Source organism: Streptomyces graminofaciens (assembly GCF_030294945.1).
Taxonomy (GTDB): domain Bacteria; phylum Actinomycetota; class Actinomycetes; order Streptomycetales; family Streptomycetaceae; genus Streptomyces; species Streptomyces graminofaciens.
In genome coordinates this window covers 6024606-6042770 of sequence record NZ_AP018448.1, presented here as the reverse complement: position 1 = coordinate 6042770, position 18165 = coordinate 6024606, and the positions used below count along the sequence as shown (strand labels likewise).

Here is an 18165-nt window from a genome sequence, read left to right as displayed (position 1 = left end):
ACCAGCGAGCCCACGATAAGTGAGGAACCAGCGTCGGCCTGCGGAACGTTCCGGTCCGCAGCCGCGCCTTCGTCGAGGGACCGTACGGGGCGTTCACCTCGCCGCGCCGGACCCGGCCCGGCACCCTGCTGATCGCCAGGGGCGTGGGGATCACGCCCTTGAGTGTCATGTTGGAGGAGGAGGCGCCCGGCGACGTCGTCGTGCTGTACCGGGTGCGCAGCGAGGCCGATGTCGTGTTGCTGAACGAGGTGCGCCACGTGGTCGCGTTACGGGGCGGACGGCTGCACCTGCTCACCGGCAGAACCGGCGAGGGCGGCACTGCGCCGTTCGGCCCGGGCAGCCTGCACCGGCTGGTTCCCGACGTTCAGACCTGCGCATACAGACCCGCTACCGGCCGAGCAGTCCCCGTCGCTCACGCAAAACGGCCCCGGACGCGGAGTCCGGGGCCGAAGAGAACACCTCTCTGGGGGAGAAACCCCAGGTCAGTGGCTTAATGCGCTGTGCCCCCGGCAGGATTCGAACCTGCGACACCCGCTTTAGGAGTTCGATCCTCCATCGGGCGGGTCGGGGCGCGCGTCGTGAACCAACGCCGTACGTGGCTGCTGGGAGCCGCCGCCGTTCGGGGGCGTTGATGTCAACGTTGGATGTCAGCGGAACAGCTCGAACATGGGGCAGGCCTCCAATGGCTCCTCCGGCCGGTTCCCAGAGCTGTGTTCCCCTGGCGCCTTGCAGAATCACGCCCACCCGAGACTGGGCCCGGCCAGCGCCTCAGCCCCAGCGTCGTGGCGTGCCTGTTCCCCATGCGATCTGTACGCGCCTGGCAGGGGCGTGTCCGTCTGGTCGGTGGGACCGCCGCGGCAGGACAGGCTTGTCGCCTCGATTAGACAGGGGGCGTCGCCTATGGTAGACAAGATGGGTGCACAAGCGCACCTTGATACAGGAACTGCGGCAGATCGCCGCAAACAAGGATGCTGATCTCGTACTAGCGCGACAGGGGGCAAACCATGAGATTTACACCCTCAGGGGCGTATCTCTTCCTGTCCCGCGACACAGGGAGATCGCTGAGGGAACCGCCAAGGCTTTGATCAAGGCGGCGGAGGGAGCGTGATCGACTGGGGGCCGAGTGCAGGTCGGCCCCCTCCGATCAGGGTCTCACGCCTTCGGTTGTGCACACAGAACAAGGAAGAAGGAATGGAAGGAGAAAGGAGACGTGGCCGACACTAGGACTTACCACGCAGTTGCCACCCAAGACGGGGCACACTGGGTAGTTACCGTTGACGATCTCCCTGAGGGGCTCGTTGGTGTTACCCAGGGTCGCACGTGGAGCGAGGCGCGGAAGATGGCTGCGGACGTAGTAGCCATGCTGCTGGAGGTGCCTGAGGAGGCATTTGAGGTTGTGATGCGGCCGGCCGATCCAGACATGGCCAACGCCATCATCACGGCCGAGAAGGCCCGGGAAGAAGCCGAGCTGGCCAATAAGGCTGCCGCTGAAGCATTGGCGGCAGCTGCGCGAACCCTAACCGCGAAGGCCACGGTCAGGGATGCGGGCTCGATGCTCGGCGTCTCACATCAGTACATCGCCAAGCTCGCTCCAAAGAAGGGTTGAGTCAACTCTGCGCCTTGCGCAGTCTGGGCCCCTGTCAGCCTGCAAGCTGACAGGGGCCCTCCTGATGTGACGGATACGGGCGATGGCCCGTGGAGCCTTGCCGTGAGTGCTGCGTCAGGAGTTCAGGTGCTGGGCTGTCCTTCTGACGCGCTGGTGTGCACCGACGCGGGGCCTGCTTGGGATCGTTCCAGGCGTCGCTGACGGGCACGGGCCACGCGAGCCGGGGACTGAAAGAGGTCGTTAAGCACCTCATCCATGAGTGTCAGAATTTCTTCGGCTGCCTCGTGATCAACGGGGGTGAGATCGCCATGGGCTACCTCATTGCCGCCGAAGCGCACCTCGTGTGCGGCTTCTTTGATGTGCCCGCGGAGCAACCCGAGTTGGTGCAGCTCATCGATCTTCGCGATCAGGCTCCCTCTGGCGACACCTTTTTCCTTCGCGGATGCCTCGACTACTGCACGGGCAAGTGCCACGGCAGCTCGGTCAGCCTTGATACTCAGACAATCGTGCGCCTCAACCGCTAGCGACTCGATCGCTGCGGGGACATCTGGGAACGTCCTGTTGGACTTCGCCGGGGGAAGCCATCGTGGCTGCTGGGCCTGAGGGTGGTCCCAGAGATCGGAAGGTGCGTCGTCCCAATCATTCGTAGGCTTGAAGTCGGTCCACCCGTGGGCGAGGACCAGCCGGCGGCAGTTGGCACATCGATAGGCTTCGAATCCCACGTTGAGACGGCTGTCCTGATCGGGGACCACTTCGGCACCGCCGACCGGTCTCATGTGAGCCAGCCGTCCGCACCATCCGCATGTCGTGCTTGCCATAGTTGGAGGTTAGTGCGCAACGCTCCGATAGGCATGAGCTTTGCGACCGTTGTGGTCGCGGACCAAAGCAAGCTGCAGGGCAGGCCCGTGCCGACAGTTGCGGAGCCCTCAGCTTGGGAAGCTGCGGGCATTTGGGGGTGGTACGGGCGCTGAACTGGGTGAACGGTGGATGAGTGTCCCTGTCAAGCTCGGCAACCTTCCCGTGAAGCCCCGCTGTTCCCCGCTCGTTCTGGTGCGCTAGTGGTGCGCCGGACGCATCCCCGTTCCCGTCTGCCCGGAACACGTGCAGGTGGTCAGGCATAGGACTGCACGGATCTAGTGGGATGTGGGTATGCGCCACGTCACTGGGGTGCAAGATGCCTCCCGTGAACGAGCTGAGCACTCTTGCCGACATCGGCAAGATCATGGGCGGGGTGGTGGCGGCGCTGACCCTCATCGGAACGGTGACCGAGTGGTGGAAGAAGGGTCCGGGCAGGCGACGAACCTGGACCAAGAACTTCAAGCAGCTCGCCCCAGGCGTGCGGCCGGCCTACGTTGAAGCGCTGTTCGGGGAGCCTGCCTTTGAGCTGACGGTGCCGGTGTTGAGTCTCACGCCTGGCGAGGGAAGTCGCCTGAGTGTGACGGAGCGGGTCTGGCCCCTGGCGACAGAGGGCTACCTGACGACCTGGGGCAGCGAGTCAGACGTCGTGGCCTACTCGCTCACTACCACAAGTAAGCGGTTCAAGCCCAAGATCCGTATGGGTTCCTCCTGGTACTCAAACGGGCCCGCCCTGAATGTGCGCCTGGGTCGCACGCGGCTCGCTCAAGTCAGTAACGCTCTGGACCTGCCGCACCCGGAAGAAATCGCCTCATGGAAGGGTGCTCGGCGGCACGAGTACTACGAGGTGTACTACTTCGGGAACCCAGGGCATTACATGACGTGGATGTGCGGTGTCTCCGGTACCGGTTATCGGGCTGGTGAAGCAGGAGCCATGGAGCGGCTCGGTCCTGAGAACTCGGCGTTCCTCCGGGGTGACCTGATCGAAAGACTTCCAGTGGATCAACAGCAGGAATTGGACACGTACCGCACCCGTGCGGTCGTGAACAGCCTGATGGTTCAAGGCATGGAACGGCTGAACATTTGCCCGGAGGTACCGCGCAGCGGTCCTGACTACGACGTAGTACGGACACTTGAGAAGACCCCGGGGGTCTTCGGCAAGATCAGGATTCGACGAGAGTTGCGAAGAGTGGAGGGACGCCCGGGGGTCTGGGAGGCAGTCCGGCGTCGTCTTCCTAGACGGTTGCTGCGAGGGGCAAGAGGCCCACGGCCACCCCTTTAGGAGTTCGAACCATGAACCATGCGGGCTGCTCGGACATCTGCTTGCTGGCCGCTTCGGAATCCAGTCCAGGGCGCCGGATCTGTGGCCGTCTGCCGCCGACGTTGATGTCAGACCGTTGGGTGTTCGCCCGGCAAAGGCTCGTACGAACGCGGTACATTGCTCGTCATAGGCTCCCAAAGCCGGGAAGCTCTGACGTGCCTCTGTGAGGTTCAGCCGGCCGTTTGGACCACCGCTGACCTTGTCAGCAGCGTGGTCATCCTGCCCGTCGTCCCTCTCACCGACTCGACATCATCTTCCGCCATCGCTTCCTGCGGGTAGCTATTGGATCCGACAGTATGTTACTTACTTGCGCGTAAAGCCGGTCTGCCGCCTTCTGCTTTTCCTCCTGTGAAACCGAGGAATCGTCGAGTTTAGATTGCACTTCCCTGTAGAGCGCCAAGATATTGACAGGGATGGCACCTTGTGACTTAAGACGTTCGAAATTATCCCTCAGGATCTTTGAATTAGGACTACCTTCCCAGTTTCCTAGAAATCTGATATAAGCTTCATGGTGACGCTCGTAGAGCATTTTAGACCATTCGAAGTATCCTCTCGCGGATTCTCTACGCGACGCGAAGGCGTGCCCCAATACGGCACCTATGAATACACCAATTAAGGCAAGGGTGGCTGGCCCCATCGTCGTAAGCAAGCTAGGAGGAGAGACCTTAGCGGGCTCTTGTTTTTCTGACGTTTGTACGGGTATAGCTTTTGAGTCTCGGGCGCCACGACGAGCAATAACGTACATGTCGCCCTGTCCAGATGGAACGGAAAGCCGCAGCACTAGATCTTGCATCGGATCCATCTTGTTCACTTGACACTTGTTTAGCTGTTTTTCCGACCAAACTTCTACTACGACTGCAGGAAATTCCTTGTCAGTCTTGTTTGAGAGCGACACTATGACGAAATCATGAGTGGCACCGGGAGATCTGGAAGCGAATGTGCGGATATCTAGGGAGCGGAATTCTTCAGAAGGGGCCTCTTGAGCGCTTCCCATCACCAAGGTCAGGCTAGCCGCGGTTACAACTGCTGCTTTGGCGGCAAGAACAAGAAGTCGTAGCACGGCCCTGATCAAAGGATCGCCCTCCTTAGCTGGCTGAAAAGTATTCTCCTATTGTCTGGATCAAGTGACATGACACGTTCCAGCCACGCCTCTAGGCCTTGCGAGCGACGTGGAGGTATGTGCAGATCGAGCATTAGTTCGCGTATGTATCGGCTGCCGATGTCCTGCGGAATGTCGACTCCGTCGCGGAGAAGCCGATAGACGAGTTCCTCCCGAATACTTGGAGGAAAATCCTCGGTTGCGTAGCGGAAGCTATCCAGCAGAATATCAAGCTGTACTCGACGGTGAGGTTTAAGAGACGGTTCGAACAGTAGCTGCTCCGCCATGAGTCGATCGACCAAGAAACTATTTCTCCGATAAGTAACGCGCCTAAACCAGTAGAGAAAAAGTAGCACTAGAGCAAGTATTGAGACGGAGGATACTATTGCTGCAATCTCTGTACTCTTCAACACGTATGGTGCGGCAACAGTTACACCGAGGAGGATGAAAATAGGTATGCAGAGTAGGCGCTCCGATCGAGAGATGCCTCGCCTATTCATGAGTTGAGCAGGTCGTATAGTGCTCATGAGACTCAGGCGCTCATGGTCTCGTTCTGCGATTCCACGCTGCAATTGTGCAACCGCTTCCTCTAGCTCGGAAGCCCTCGCCTCGGCCTGTCGTACTCTCTTTCTAAAATCGTCTCGCTCCCTCTTTACCCTTCCACAGTGTTCCAAGATTCTGCCTTCGAAGTCCTCAGTGAGGGAATCTCGCTCGGACGCTATTTCCGCTACTTGAGACTGCAGAGCGTTGACCGTTTCTCGGGTTATCCTAACGGGTACAAATTTATTCTCTCCGCTTTCGGCTAGGGCTACGACCGCAGCAGCGGTGTGCTCAACGCTGCTGACTTCGCCGGTGCCGCCGCCCCAGCCCCCATCAGGGTTTATCTGACTCCGCAAGTACTCGACGCCAGAGTCGACGAGGTCCAAGTCATCACGTAGATCGACCGCAGAAACCGCGCGGAGAACCACGGCTGTTGTCAATAGTCCGCCTCCGGCACACGCTCCCTCCCAGCCTCGGTCCACGAGCTGAGATTTAATATATTGAAGACCATTCGAGGTTGCCCCATTGGATTCTTTGGTGCTTATTTTTGAAATAGCTCGAACGGCCCACGCAGTTGCAGAAATCGAGTCCTCATCAGATCCCTCTATCTGAGACCACGCACCCGTCTGTGCTCGCTGACGTTTCAAGACCAAAGAAAGCAACGAAAGGGACAATTGATCCTCGTTGGACCATTGCGTCGAAATGTACAGTGCTCTACTTAGTATTTGAGTTGACAGAGTGCGATTTCCCGAGTTTGCCGCATGAAATGCCGCTTGGAACTGTTGATGAAGGGCCGATGCATACTCAGAGTTCTTATCTTCTTCCGATATTGAAACAGTCATCAAGTCAAGGAGTTCCTCAATTGAACCCCCACTTGCTTTCCCGCCGTATTCGTCCCTAATAAAGGAAGCGGCTTCTGCGATGGGGACTTCGTAGGTGTCATCATCATCGCTAATGGCTCTCAGTGCTTCTATCGCGACACATGAGCAGTGCAAGTCGCTAGGCAGCCCTGGATAAGGAGGCCACCCTCTGTGGGAATCTCTGGCGTTAGTCAGGTAACGGACAGAGTTTCGCAAAATTCTGGGTATGAAACTCTCCTCGCGCCCTGAAAGAACCTCTTCCCAGAGTCCGGAATCTTCTGTAATCATTCCAGCTCCAGTGCGATCTCAAGTGCGTACCGACGCACGGGATGATCTATCTCGTAACGACCGTCAATCTCAGAACAAAATGCCGAATTGCACATTCGGTCAAGCTCTCCCTTTATGCCGGCGGCGACGGTTCTTTGTGCGTCTTTTGGTATGTCGGGATACATCCGTGCAGCTAGAGCATCTACTTCAGTCGACCTGCCCATTTCCAAGAGCGTAAGGATTGCACGACGAGCAGTCTCCGAAAGTTGCGACCGAATTTCTAGGGCCTTGCCGTAATCATGGCTGAACCGATTCTTGAAGGATGCAAGGAATATCTCTTTGGTTGCTCTTTGGTGCCCCTCACGGGAAGTGCGGTCATAGACATCGGATCCAATAGCGATAATTTCGTGTGGCACTCGCCCAGATACACTAGCTATGAGTGCGATCACGGTGTCCGTGAAGCCAATTGGGTTTCCTTGGAGACGGCGTCGGATACACCGCTCTGCTTCAGTCTGCGTCTCAAATGGCCCCAAAGGGATCCCCTTTGCAAAAAATCTTGAGGCCCCGTAATCGCCCTGAGCTTCACCGGCTTTTCTGTCTAGCATCGCACGGCCATCCTCAACCGCTCCCCCCTTTTCGTGAATTAGGAGAAGCGATAGAATGACAAGGTAATCATTCAAATGCTGCATCGCATTCTTCAAAGCGGAGAGCGCGGAGCCCTCGATTCGGTGGCCCTCGTCAATGCAAATGACAGTCTTTGACAGTCCGGATGAAGCAGCGATCTCTTTAAGTGTCTTTAGGTCGTGTCGGAGATCATCGCTGAGTAGGCGATCCCTGCGAGGCAAATAAAAATGTGTCGAGCCCTCCGGACTCTCCCAGTCCTCAATGAGTCTTGTGCTAGCTTTGTGATCTATTTCAGCCGCGACAGATTTGACCAAAGTGGAGGCCTGATCATATGCCGTAGCTTGGTCCAAGGTGGCCAGCACGCCGAGAACGCTCCCCGTGCTTGACGTATCTATAAGCTTCTGCAGGTAGGAAGTTTTTCCGGTTCCGTGTAGTCCAGCAATGTATAGATGGCGCGGCTGCCCTGCCTCCAGCCCCGCCAGGGAACTTTTGAATTCCTGGACTTGCCATTCGCGCCCAACGAAATAGTCACCTGCCACCTGTTCGACGAACGGATTGTGAGGTGGGTTGTGAATCATGGCGCTCGACCCTCTGCCTTGAGTCATTGGTTCAAGCACGCGGCAGGATCATGCCTGTTTCCAGTGTTTGTCTGATCTCTTCTGGTGCGCAACCTGACCGGTGGAACGGCAACCGAGAGGAGGATGATGGGCCACGTTCAACTAATTCAACGGCAGACAGTCGTATCAGGTCTCAGTAGAGGTCGGTGGAGCGGCTTTGGGGTGGTGCTGCTTTGGCGCGAGTGATCATGGCCCCGTAAGCTTCCGGCGCGTCGGGCAGTCTGTGGACCTGCCCGGTAAAGCACGACGTTGGGGCCATGATCTTCGAGGCTCGCGCCAAAGTGGCTCCGTAAAGCCCAAGACCGGGAAGTTAAGGTCTGTCGGCGCTGGTCAGGGTGATGGTGGTGGTCACGGTCGTCTTGTGTCCGACGCTGCCTTTGGTCTTGTTGTAGGCGTAGGGCGACAGGGTGCGTTTGACGCACCGCGGGCTGGTGCGTGAACGGCGCCGTGTGGGCGCGAGGTTGCGTGCTTTCAGCAGGACTTCCGCAAGGAGGGTCGGTCCTGTGGTGTTGGCGGTGATCAGCGTGAGCCGGATGGTGTGCAGGGCCGTGGTCAAGGACAGCCGGTCGGGGTCGACCCCGGCGGTGGTGGCCGCCTGGGTCATGGCGATGCGGGCGGCCTGGTAGACGGTCAGCAGCGCGAGGAGTTCCTGTTCAACTCCCGCGACGGTGCGTGAGCGCAGGACGCGGTCGGCTCCGCGCAGGGTGACCTTGAGCCCGTAGTAGGCGGTCTCGATCTCCCAGCGCTGCTGGTAGAGGACGGCCAGCTCGGCGGCCGGGTGCTCGTGCGGGTCGAGCAGCGTGGTGACCAGGCGGACCGTGCTGGTGCGAAAGGTGCCGTCCGCGGCGGTCCGGGTGACCCGGTAGCTGATCACACGCAGCGTGAGGGCGGTCAGGTGTGCGGGCATCGGACCGCGGCGGCCGTGGCGCATCCACCGGGTGAGCCGGTCACCGGAGCGCCGGTCGGTGACCAGGGTGAGATGGGTGCCGTCCGGCAACGGGCGGATGACGGGCAGCAGACGCCCTGCCTGCACCCGCCACAGCACATCGGCGCCGGTGGCAGCAGCGTCCCGCAGGGCCTCGAAGCCGTCGTAGCCGCGGTCGGCAAGCAGCAGCATGCCAGGCTGCAGAGAGGGCAGCAGAGCACGGGCCTGCGGCCACTCGGTGTACTGCTGCGGCCCGAACACCGCATCGATTAGGGCACGGGTCCCGCACTCCACCAGCGCGGTCAGCCGCACCTGGGGATAGCCGGCCGGACGTGTGGTGCGGGCCGCATGCCGCCTGAACCGGGCCACGTTCGCTTCGCTGTCCGCCACCTCCACGCAGGTGCCGTCCCAGGCCACCAGCCGCAGACTCCGCCAGAACACCCCCGGCGTTGCCGGGGTGCCCACCGTGCCGCGAAGCCGGTCGAACAGCAACGCCAGCGGCTCGACCCCCAACCGCCGACGAGCCTGCCGCAGAGCCGCTGCCGATGGATCGGCAAGTGCCGAACCGGGCCACCTGGCCGTCAACGACGCCCACACCCGGCGGTATCCACACTCCGGGAACAGCACCATGGCCAGCACGAAGTAGACCACCACCCGCGCCGGCAGCAGCCGCACCCGCCGCTCACCCCGGCCCGCCGCTCGAACCACCTCGTCCACCAGCGACGGCGGCACCCACCGCGTCAACACCCCTAAATGACCGGGCAACCACACCCACGACCGGTCCCGAACCACCCCTGCGGTGGCACACTGAACAGACAACGGAGCCCCCTCGGACCGTGACCTCGACACTCACAGTCCGCGCCGGGCTCCGTTCCCATGTCAACCCACCCGACCAGCCACAACAGCCCTAACTTCCCGGTCTTGCCGTAAAGCCGTGGAGCCGACCGCCCGAGCCACGACGTACCCCTTCTCTGGCATCAGGTGGCCGCATGCTTTGAGCGCGGCACGGGCGCCGGCCGGGCTGGAGCGGGGCGTAGACAGGAGCGCAGGCCCGGCCGGGGGCCGGGCCGCGCGCGGTGAGCGGAGCGAGCCGCCTTGAACCAGTAAAGAAGGTTGTAACTCAGTTGGTCTGCTGGTCCGGTCGCGGCTTGAAGTCGTATGCGCATGACGGCAGTTGCCTGGCTTCGCGGTGCGCGAGCGGCAGGAAGACCACTGGTCGGATGGTCCAGGTGATGCGGGTCGTGGTGTGGGTGACGGACACCGTGCAGGGCTCGCAGCGCAACAGGGCTCGACGGGTCTCTATGCGGCCGTCGTACAGCCACTCCCACGCCTGCGCTGACGCGTCCGGGTCGAATGCCGGGGAGATGGTGCGGAGCGCCACGGCTACCCATCTGTCGGCCTGGGGCGCCGAGTAGGCGTCGAACGACCCCCTCAGCTCCAACCGGCCCTGACCGTTGAGGTCTTCGGTCCAGCATTCACACCAGTAGCCGCGGCGGGCGTCGTCCTTCAGCACAGGCGGTCTCCCGGTCGGGTGCCGGTGAAGAGTTCCGCAGTGACCGTGTAGCCAGCCTTGCTGCCGTGGATGGCGATTCGGTGGGCGAGTGCGGTGACCATGCCCAAACCGCGGCCGTGTTCGGCCTCGTCGTCCTGGTGCTCGACTTTCGGGGCCGTACCGGTGCCTCCTCCGTCCGTCACTGACAGGGCGATCACGTTGCGGGTCACCGCTAGGGCCAGGTGGAAGCTGCCCGTCTCCAGGCCGCTGGCCGTATGGAGGATTGCGTTCGCGCTCAGTTCGCTCACGATCAGTTCGGCATCGTCGGCCAGGGGTGATCCGCGCAGGATGTCGCGTGTCCAGCGGCGGGCCCGGCTCACCTCTTCCGGAAATCCTGGGCAAGTGAGTCCCCAGACCCGGGCGGTGCTCGTATACTCGTGCATACAAGTTCCTTCATGCTGGTAGGCCGCCATGTGCAGCGGGTTCGGGCTAGACGAGTTTCACGCCGTCGTGGGCGCGGATGGCCGGCGGGGATGCCGCGTCCAATGCGTCCAGGACGCGGATCGCGTACGCCTCGTCGGCAAGCTCGGTGACTTCTTCACGGGTGGCCCAGCGCAGGGCGCGGGTCTCGTCTCCGGTGGTCGGCGTGCCGTCGGCCGCCTCGCAGCGGAAGACCAGCGAGACGATCAGTCCCGTCATGTTCTTGTAGACGCCGGTCAGGGTCGCGGGAAGCGCGATCTTGACGCCGGTCTCTTCGAGAACTTCGCGCTGGAGGGCTTCCGGGATGGTTTCCTCGCGTTCGAGGACTCCGCCCGGCGGTTCCCAGTGGCCGTTGTCGCGGCGCTTGATCAAGAGGGCACGGCCCTGTTCGTCGACGATGACTCCGGCGACGCTCACGGAGTGCGGACGGTCGGTGCTCACGTTCCTCGGCCCTCTCGGCTGGCTAGGCTCTCCACCGTAGCAACAACAAACGCCCACTCGTCTAGATATCTAAAGGAGTACACGTGCCCTCTCTTCCTTCCGGCCTCCTCGGCGATCTCGACCCCACGAGCGATCGTGCGGTTTTCCGGCAGATCGCCGACCAGCTGCGCGAGGCCATCGACCGTGGGCGGTTCAAGGAGGGCGAGAAGCTGCCCTCGGAAGCGGAACTTGTCGATCACTACGGGGTATCCCGGATGACGGTCCGAAACTCCTTCTCCGTCCTCCAGGGCGAAGGACTCGTGCACGCCGAGCACGGCAAGGGCGTCTTCGTGCGACCACGGCCGCCCGTGCGGCGGCTCGCCTCCGACCGGTTCGCCCGGCGGCACCGTGAGCAGGGCAAGTCCGCCTTCATCGTCGAAGCGAACGCCGCCGGCAGTCACCCTCAGGTCGACAGCCTTGAGGTGAAGGAAGAAAAGGCCAGTCAGGACGTCTCGGCCCGGCTCGGGTCCGTGCGGCGGGTGCTGGCGCGTCGGCGCCGGTATCTGCTCGACGGTCGTCCGGTCGAGTTCGCCGCGTCCTATCTGCCCCTGGACATCGCGCGCGGTACGCCGATCGCCGAACCCAACCCCGGCCCCGGTGGCATCTACGCCCGGCTGGAGGAGCTGGGCCATCGCCTCGATCACTTCGAGGAGGAGATCCGGGCCCGGATGCCCTCGCCCGCAGAGGTGAAGACGCTGCGGCTGGCCTCCGGTGTGCCGGTCATTCACCTGATCCGCACTGCCTTCGACACCGAGGGGCGGGCCGTTGAGGTCTGCGACACGGTTATGGCGGCGGATGCGTACGTGCTGTCGTATCAGCTTCCGGCGACGTAATCAGGTGGTTTGCGGTGGTGCGCGGGGATGCTTCTCCGACTCGTACACCCCAACAGGCATACTCGTATAGACGAGTGGGCAAGTGGTGTGGCAGAGTCGTTCGCATGAGCCCGGAGACCGGGTTCACCGGACGTCACATGTATAGACGAGTAGATAGGGGAAGTTCCCTTGCGTACCATCCGTGTTGAGACCTCGGCCGCAACGATCCTGCTGACGGAGGCTCCCGAGCCCAAGGTCCGGGACCGGCAGACGGGCGAGATCGCCAAGGACGCCGTCAGCGGGGAAGCGCTGATGACGATCGGCGTCGTCTACATCGAGGACGGCGAGTCGTCGCTGATCAAGGTCACCGTGCCGGAAGGCGGTGTGGCCGAAGGGCTGGCCCTGGGGGCCCCGGTCGCGCTGCCGGGGCTGGTCGCCCGGCCGTGGGAGTCGGTGTTCAACGGACAGCAGCGGCACGGCATCGCCTTCCGCGCCGCCGCCGTGACTCCGGCCGCCTTCCCGGCCGCCATGGGGGCCACCGCCTGATGTCCGACCTGGTGACACTTCTGGAGGTGGGTGGTCCTGTCGCCGCACTCGGCGGCGGGGCCGCCTACGCCCGAGCCAAACACCCCCGCGTGTACTGGCCCACGGTCGGCCTGCCGATATCCACCGCCCGACTCCTCGGGACGTACGGCTCGGTCATGGAGGCATGCGGGCTGACCGTGGCGCCGTCCCGGCTGCGGGTCCTCGCCGTCAAGGCCACCACCCGCCGCGAAGTCCGGCCGGTACCGCCGCGCCGGGGCATCATCCGGCCCACCGCGACCGGGCTGCGGCTTCGCCTCCGGCTCGCTCCGGGCCAGGAACCGGCGGACGTCGCCGCCTCCGCCGAGCGGCTGCGGCACGCGTGGGGGGTGCACGCCGTGTACGTGACGACGGTCAAGCCGGGCGTGGTCGAACTGCGGCTTGTCGGCTTCGACGTGCTGCGGAACGTGCGGATGCCCCGCAAGGCCGCCGTCGAGTTCCTCAAGGTGCCCGTGGCACTGCGGGAGGACGCGACCCCGTTCGTCCGCGACTACCGCACCATTCCCCATCAGCTGACCCTCGGCGCCACGCTGTCGGGGAAGTCCATGTACCTGCGGCACCTGATCACCGGGCTCGCCCGGCAACCCGTCGCGCTGGTCGGTATCGACTGCAAGCGGGGCGTGGAGCTGGCGCCGTTCGCCTCCCGGCTCTCCGCCCTCGCCACCGACCCCGAGCAGGCGGCCGAACTGCTGCCCGTGCTCGTCAAGGAAATGGAGAACCGCTACGACCTGATCAAGGCCCGGCAAGGCATCGCCCCGGACACCCCCGACGAGGAGATCACCTCCGACATCTGGGGCCTGCCCGAGAGTGAACGCCCGGTACCGATCGTGCTGTTCGTCGACGAGGTGGCCGAACTCTTCCTCGTCGCCACGAAGAAGGACGAGGAACGCCGGGACGAGATGGTCACCCAGCTCATCCGCCTCGCCCAGCTCGGCCGCGCCGCCGGGATCTACCTGGAGGTCTGCGGGCAGCGCTTCGGCGCCGAGCTGGGCAAGGGCGCCACCATGCTCCGCGCTCAACTGACCGGCCGGGTCTGCCATCGCGTCAACGACGAAGCCTCCGCGAAGATGGCCCTCGGCGACATCGCCCCCGAAGCCGTCCTCGCCGCATGCGCCATCGCTCCCGAGCTGCCCGGCCTGGCCGTGGCCGGTGACACCTCCGGCGGCTGGTCCCGCATCCGCACGCCGTACCTGTCCCTCGGCGACGCTGCCGGGATCTGCCGGGAATCGGCCCACCTGGTGCCCGACCTGCCCGCGCTCAAGCCGTTCCAGCCCTACGTGCCCGTACTGTCCGTCGAGTCCCCGGCCCCGGCGGTACAGCCGCACCCGCTGACCGACTGAGCCTCACTCCCACTCCGGTCGGCGTGACCGTCTCGCGCCAACTCCCTACCCCTGCCATGCCTGCACCCGAAAGGAGCCCCTCCATGCGCGCCCAACTGGCCCGTGTCGACGCGGTGCTCGTCCAGGCGCTCATCGCCGCCGCGCTGTCCTTCGCCCACCTGCACGACATCGCCCTGGCGGCCGGACAGGACGGCTGGAAAGCGTGGGCCTACCCGGTCTCGGTCGACCTGTTGCTCGTCGCCGCCTGGCGCCGACTGCGCTCGGGTGAGGCGAAAGCGGCCGGGTGGTGCTGGTTCGTCATCGCCCTCGCCGCCTCCCTCGGCGCGAACGTCGCCACCGCCGGCCTCCTCGACATGAACGACGTCCCGGCCTGGCTGCGCATCCTCGTCGCGGGCTGGCCCGCCGTCGCCTTCCTCGGCGGAACCCTCCTCGCCCACACCACACCGACAACGGCCGCCGAGGACACCGAGCACACAGCCGACCCTGCGGACCAGGAGGACGCCCCCGAACACGTCCCGAACCTCGACCCGGTGGAGCCGCCGGAACCGTCGCCGAGTCCACCGGCCATCGAGCCGCCGCCTGAGCGACCTGCCGTCGCCGTCCCGGCTGCCCTCGTTGAACACGCCCGCAAGGTCGCCGCTGAACACCACACACGCACCGGAACACCCATCGACACCCCCACCCTTCGCGCCCGCCTCGGCGTCCCCGCGCCCATGGCCGAAGCCATCGCCGCCCACCTCTGAAAGGAAGCCCGATGTCCGCCAACCGCCGCTTCCGCAACGTCACCCGCATCGGCCCCGTCCAGGTCGCCACGTCCTACGACGGCCGGGGCCGTGAGAAGCACACCGCCGCCTGCACCGCGCCGCGCTGCGGCTTCTCCGCCGACTACGACAGCCGCGCCGCCGCCGAGCTGGCCGCACGCACCCACCGCTGCCCCGTCCGCTGATCCGCCGAAAGGACCCCGCACACCGTGACCGTCAGCCTGCCGCTCGTCGTCGTCCTCGGCCTCTTCGCCTGGGGCGCGGTCAAGTTCCTCGGCGTCCGCACCTGGGTCGTCGTCCTGATCGCCCTCTTCGGCTTCTGGCTCTCGCAGACCTTCCTCGCCCCCGCAATCGAATCCGGCACGCGTACCGGCGTTGACGTCATAAACCGCTCACACGCCTAGACGAGTAGATGAGGAGGGCGTGACCATGTTCCTGCCCAAGTACCCCGACAACCCCACCCCGGCGCCCGCACACACCCACACCCCGACTGACCCGGCGCCCGTCCGGCGCACGCTCCCAACGCTCCACATCAGCCCCGCCGTGGTGGCGGCCGTGGTCATGGGCGGTGTCGTCCTTACCGCGCTCCTGGCCGCCGTCGCCGTCTCGGCCATCTCCGTGGCCATCGCGGCTGTGGTCCTGCGCTCCCTGCTGCGCGAGCAGAACCGGCGCTGAACCGCGCCAAGCACCTGGGGCGGCACACACGACCAAGCATCTGCCGCCCCAGGGCCATAACTCCTGACCGAGCCAGTCAGAAGGAGACCGCCATCTTCACCCGCACCACCCCGCCCCCGCTCCCGGACCTCACGAAGCTCGCCGAGCACGGCACCCTGCCCGGTATCCTCCGCCAGCTCTCCGGCCTCGGCGGCTGCACCCACCCGATCCGCCTGGACGGCCACCGCACCGAGTACGACATCGACACCACGACCGGCGAGATTGGCCGCGTTCTCCAGCACCTCGACTCCACCGACCTCCCGGCCGGGAACCTCCTCGTCCGATGCAACAACCGCCGTACGACTCGGTGTGCGGCCTGCGCCGAGGTCTACCGCCGGGACACCTTCCACCTGATCACCTCGGGCCTGCGCGGTGGCAAGGGCGTCCCCGAACACGTCGGCACCCACCCCCGCGTCTTTGCCACCTTCACCGCACCGAGCTTCGGCCCGGTCCACAACCGTCCTTCCAGCGGGCGCCCCTGCCGCTGCGGCACCCGCCACGACCAGGACGACGAGACACTCGGCGTCCCACTCGACCCCGACACCTACGACTACGAAGCGGCCGTCCTCTGGAACGCGCACGCCGGTCCGCTCTGGCGGCGCTTCTCCACCTACCTGCGCCGGGAAGTCGCCAAGCGCGCGGGACTGTCACAACGCCGGTTCCGCGATCACGCCCGCGTCTCCTTCGCCAAGGTCGCCGAGTACCAGAAGCGCGGTGCCGTTCACTTCCACGCCGTCATCCGCCTCGACGGCCCCACCGGCGCAGACTCCCCGCCCCCGGCGTGGGCCACAGCAGAGCTGCTGACCGACGCCATCGAGGCAGCAGCGGCCAAGGTCCGCGTGGACGGCCCGGTCATCGACGACCGCGCCCACACCTTCACCTTCGGCCGCCAACTCGACGTCCGCACCATCCGCTCCGCCGACTTCAACAACGGCCAGGAACTGACCGAGCGGGCAGTCGCCGCATACATCGCCAAGTACGCAACCAAGGGCGCCGAAACCGCCACGGGAGCTCTCGACCGGCCACTGAAGTTCGCCGCCGAACTCGCACAGCTCGACATCAGCGACCACGCCCGCCGCCTCATCCGAACCGCCTGGACCCTCGGCGCCCGCAAAGACCTCGAACACCTCCGTCTGCGCGCCTGGGCCCACATGCTCGGCTTCCGCGGCCACTTCTCCACCAAATCCCGCCGCTACTCCACCACCCTCGGCGCCCTCCGCGACGCCCGCGCCCAATGGCGCCGCACCCAAGCCGCTGCCGCCCTGCCCGAGCGCGAGAACACCACGACGTACGTCCTCGCCCACTGGGTCTTCGCCGGAACCGGCCTCACCGACACCGAAGCCTGGCTCGCCACATCCCTCGAACCCGCCCCCGGAACGGAAGGAGAGCCCACCCATGCATGACGACGAACTGCTGACGGTGCCTGACGTGATGGCGCGGCTCAAGCTCGGTCGCTCCACGGTCTATGACCTCATCCGCTCCCGTCGTCTGCCCTCGATCACCATCGGCCGGTGCCGTCGCATCCCCGCACGGGCTGTCCGTGAGTACATCACCAGCGAAATGGAGGCGGCTGCCTGATGGCCGGCCAGCGCAAGCGCAACCCCAACGGGGCAGGCACGATCACCAAGCGCAAGGACGGCCGCTATCAGTGCGCCGTCTACGTGCTCCAGCCGGACGGCACCCGCGCCCGCAAGTTCGCCTACGGCAAGACCTGGCAGGAGTGTGACACCAAGCGTAGGGAGCTGCTCGCCAAGGCCGACCAGGGCGTGCCCGTGCCGACCCGCTCGGCCAAGCTCTCCGAGTGGCTGCCGTACTGGCTGGACAACGTGATCAAGCCTCGGCGGAAGCTCAGCACGTACGACAAGTACGAGTCGCACGTCCGGCTCTACCTGGTGCCGCTGCTCGGCTCCAAGCGGCTCGAATCCCTCGCCGTCGCCGACGTGCGCGGCTTTCTCGTCCGTCTGGAGAAGGAGACCACTGCTGCAACAGCCAAGGAGTCGCACCGCGTTCTGCGTTCCGCCCTGTCCTCCGCCTGCCGCGAGGAGCTGATCACGCGCAACGTCGCCAAGCTCGTCGAGCCGCCCCGTACGGACAACCGGGAGATGAATCCCTGGAGCCTGGACGAGACGCTCACCTTCCTCGCCGCATCCCGCAAAGACCCCCTCTACGCGGCCTTCGTGCTTGCCATCGCCATGGGCCTGCGGAGGGGAGAGATCATCGGTCTCCGCTGGTCCGACCTCGACCTTGAAAACCGCATGCTCTACGTCCGCCAGCAGACCCAGCGGCGCCGTGGCGTCCTGTACGACGACGACCCCAAGAGCCGCCGTCGACGTGTCGTCCCGCTTCCCGCGCTCTGTATCGCCCCGCTGCGCTGGCACCGCATGCGGCAGTCCGCTGCACGCGCCAAGGCGGGGGAGCAGTGGCAGGAGTCGGGGTACGTCTTCACCACCCGTACCGGTCGCCAGGTCGAGCCTCGGAACGTCTACCGCTCCTTCACCCGCGTCGCCGAGTCCGCCGGCCTTCGCGTGATCCGGTTGCATGACGCTCGGCATGGCACGGCCACCCTCCTCACGGCTGCCGGAGTCGCGCCCCGCGTCGTCATGGAGATCCTCGGGCACAGTCAGATCAGCATCACCATGGACGTGTACACACACGTCGTGCAGGACACCCAGCGCGAGGCGATCAGCCACATGGATCGCCTGCTCAAGCGGCGGCCGGTTGTGAGTGACCGCCCCCGTTGATGTCAGAAGTGGATGTCAAAGGCCCCGGACCAAGATCGGTCCGGGGCCT

20 protein-coding genes and 1 tRNA gene are annotated in these 18165 nt (G+C 64.5%); 12 read left to right on the top strand and 9 right to left on the bottom strand.

The annotated features are described in order from the left end of the window. Positions 1–501: 501 nt before the first annotated feature. Positions 502–600 (bottom strand) — tRNA-OTHER (locus SGFS_RS25860). Positions 601–1210: 610 nt separating this feature from the next. Between SGFS_RS25860 and SGFS_RS25855 the strand changes: the two genes are divergently transcribed. Next, a complete protein-coding gene (locus SGFS_RS25855) occupies positions 1211–1606 on the top strand; it encodes a type II toxin-antitoxin system HicB family antitoxin (protein WP_286253825.1) in 396 nt (131 codons plus the stop codon). Positions 1607–1728: 122 nt separating this feature from the next. Here the strand turns inward: SGFS_RS25855 and SGFS_RS51470 are convergent, their stop codons facing one another. Further along, positions 1729–2382: a DUF4145 domain-containing protein gene (locus SGFS_RS51470; RefSeq protein ID WP_350284092.1), complete on the bottom strand. Its 654-nt coding sequence runs from the start codon at positions 2380–2382 to the stop codon at positions 1729–1731. Positions 2383–2789: 407 nt separating this feature from the next. On the opposite strand from SGFS_RS51470, the gene SGFS_RS25845 reads away from it, so the two are divergent. Further along, positions 2790–3743 (top strand): ETEC_3214 domain-containing protein, encoded by a 954-nt coding sequence (locus SGFS_RS25845; RefSeq protein WP_286253822.1) that lies wholly within the window; start codon positions 2790–2792, stop codon positions 3741–3743. A gap of 274 nt (positions 3744–4017) precedes the next feature. Here SGFS_RS25845 and SGFS_RS25840 read toward each other — a convergent pair whose 3' ends face one another. From SGFS_RS25840 to SGFS_RS25810, 7 genes are all read right to left on the bottom strand, one after another. Continuing rightward, on the bottom strand, positions 4018–4854 hold the full coding sequence (locus SGFS_RS25840) for a hypothetical protein (RefSeq protein WP_286253821.1): 837 nt from the start codon (positions 4852–4854) through the stop codon (positions 4018–4020). Then, on the bottom strand, positions 4851–6569 hold the full coding sequence (locus SGFS_RS25835) for a prenyltransferase/squalene oxidase repeat-containing protein (RefSeq protein ID WP_286253819.1): 1719 nt from the start codon (positions 6567–6569) through the stop codon (positions 4851–4853). Before SGFS_RS25835 ends, SGFS_RS25840 begins: the two co-directional genes overlap by 4 nt. Then, complete coding sequence (locus SGFS_RS25830) at positions 6566–7750, bottom strand: ATP-binding protein (protein ID WP_286253818.1); 1185 nt, start codon at positions 7748–7750, stop codon at positions 6566–6568. The genes SGFS_RS25835 and SGFS_RS25830 overlap by 4 nt, the downstream gene beginning before the upstream one ends. Before the next feature lie 349 nt (positions 7751–8099). Beyond that, a complete protein-coding gene (locus tag SGFS_RS25825; protein ID WP_286252351.1) occupies positions 8100–9461 on the bottom strand; it encodes an IS4 family transposase in 1362 nt (453 codons plus the stop codon). 373 nt (positions 9462–9834) lie between these two features. Continuing rightward, positions 9835–10227 carry a hypothetical protein gene (locus SGFS_RS25820; protein ID WP_286253817.1) on the bottom strand — a complete coding sequence of 131 codons (393 nt, stop codon included), beginning with the start codon at positions 10225–10227 and terminating at the stop codon, positions 9835–9837. Next, positions 10221–10649, bottom strand: coding sequence for an ATP-binding protein (locus SGFS_RS25815; RefSeq protein WP_286260061.1), 429 nt, complete (start codon positions 10647–10649; stop codon positions 10221–10223). Before SGFS_RS25815 ends, SGFS_RS25820 begins: the two co-directional genes overlap by 7 nt. A 46-nt stretch (positions 10650–10695) precedes the next feature. Continuing rightward, positions 10696–11103: an NUDIX hydrolase gene (locus SGFS_RS25810; protein ID WP_286260060.1), complete on the bottom strand. Its 408-nt coding sequence runs from the start codon at positions 11101–11103 to the stop codon at positions 10696–10698. Positions 11104–11210: 107 nt separating this feature from the next. Here SGFS_RS25810 and SGFS_RS25805 point away from each other — a divergent pair, with 107 nt between their 5' ends. The 10 genes from SGFS_RS25805 (at position 11211) to SGFS_RS25760 (ending at position 18116) form a co-directional block, all read left to right on the top strand. Next, a complete protein-coding gene (locus tag SGFS_RS25805) occupies positions 11211–11999 on the top strand; it encodes a GntR family transcriptional regulator (protein ID WP_286253816.1) in 789 nt (262 codons plus the stop codon). A 168-nt stretch (positions 12000–12167) separates the two neighbouring features. Continuing rightward, a complete protein-coding gene (locus tag SGFS_RS25800; protein WP_055711324.1) occupies positions 12168–12524 on the top strand; it encodes an SCO3933 family regulatory protein in 357 nt (118 codons plus the stop codon). Further along, complete coding sequence (locus SGFS_RS25795) at positions 12524–13900, top strand: FtsK/SpoIIIE domain-containing protein (RefSeq protein WP_286253811.1); 1377 nt, start codon at positions 12524–12526, stop codon at positions 13898–13900. Before SGFS_RS25800 ends, SGFS_RS25795 begins: the two co-directional genes overlap by 1 nt. 83 nt (positions 13901–13983) lie before the next feature. Next, a complete protein-coding gene (locus SGFS_RS25790) occupies positions 13984–14643 on the top strand; it encodes a DUF2637 domain-containing protein (RefSeq protein WP_286253810.1) in 660 nt (219 codons plus the stop codon). A gap of 11 nt (positions 14644–14654) precedes the next feature. After that, complete coding sequence (locus tag SGFS_RS25785; protein WP_031059711.1) at positions 14655–14846, top strand: mobile element transfer protein; 192 nt, start codon at positions 14655–14657, stop codon at positions 14844–14846. 24 nt (positions 14847–14870) lie between these two features. After that, positions 14871–15065, top strand: a complete 195-nt coding sequence (locus SGFS_RS25780; protein WP_286253808.1) for a hypothetical protein — start codon at positions 14871–14873, stop codon at positions 15063–15065. 25 nt (positions 15066–15090) lie between these two features. After that, on the top strand, positions 15091–15336 hold the full coding sequence (locus SGFS_RS25775) for a SpdD protein (RefSeq protein ID WP_286253807.1): 246 nt from the start codon (positions 15091–15093) through the stop codon (positions 15334–15336). A gap of 155 nt (positions 15337–15491) precedes the next feature. Further along, positions 15492–16778: a replication initiator gene (locus tag SGFS_RS25770; protein WP_286260059.1), complete on the top strand. Its 1287-nt coding sequence runs from the start codon at positions 15492–15494 to the stop codon at positions 16776–16778. Then, on the top strand, positions 16771–16953 hold the full coding sequence (locus tag SGFS_RS25765) for a helix-turn-helix domain-containing protein (RefSeq protein ID WP_141594888.1): 183 nt from the start codon (positions 16771–16773) through the stop codon (positions 16951–16953). The genes SGFS_RS25770 and SGFS_RS25765 overlap by 8 nt, the downstream gene beginning before the upstream one ends. Next, on the top strand, positions 16953–18116 hold the full coding sequence (locus SGFS_RS25760; RefSeq protein ID WP_286253802.1) for a tyrosine-type recombinase/integrase: 1164 nt from the start codon (positions 16953–16955) through the stop codon (positions 18114–18116). The genes SGFS_RS25765 and SGFS_RS25760 overlap by 1 nt, the downstream gene beginning before the upstream one ends. The last annotated feature ends 49 nt before the right edge of the window (positions 18117–18165 follow it).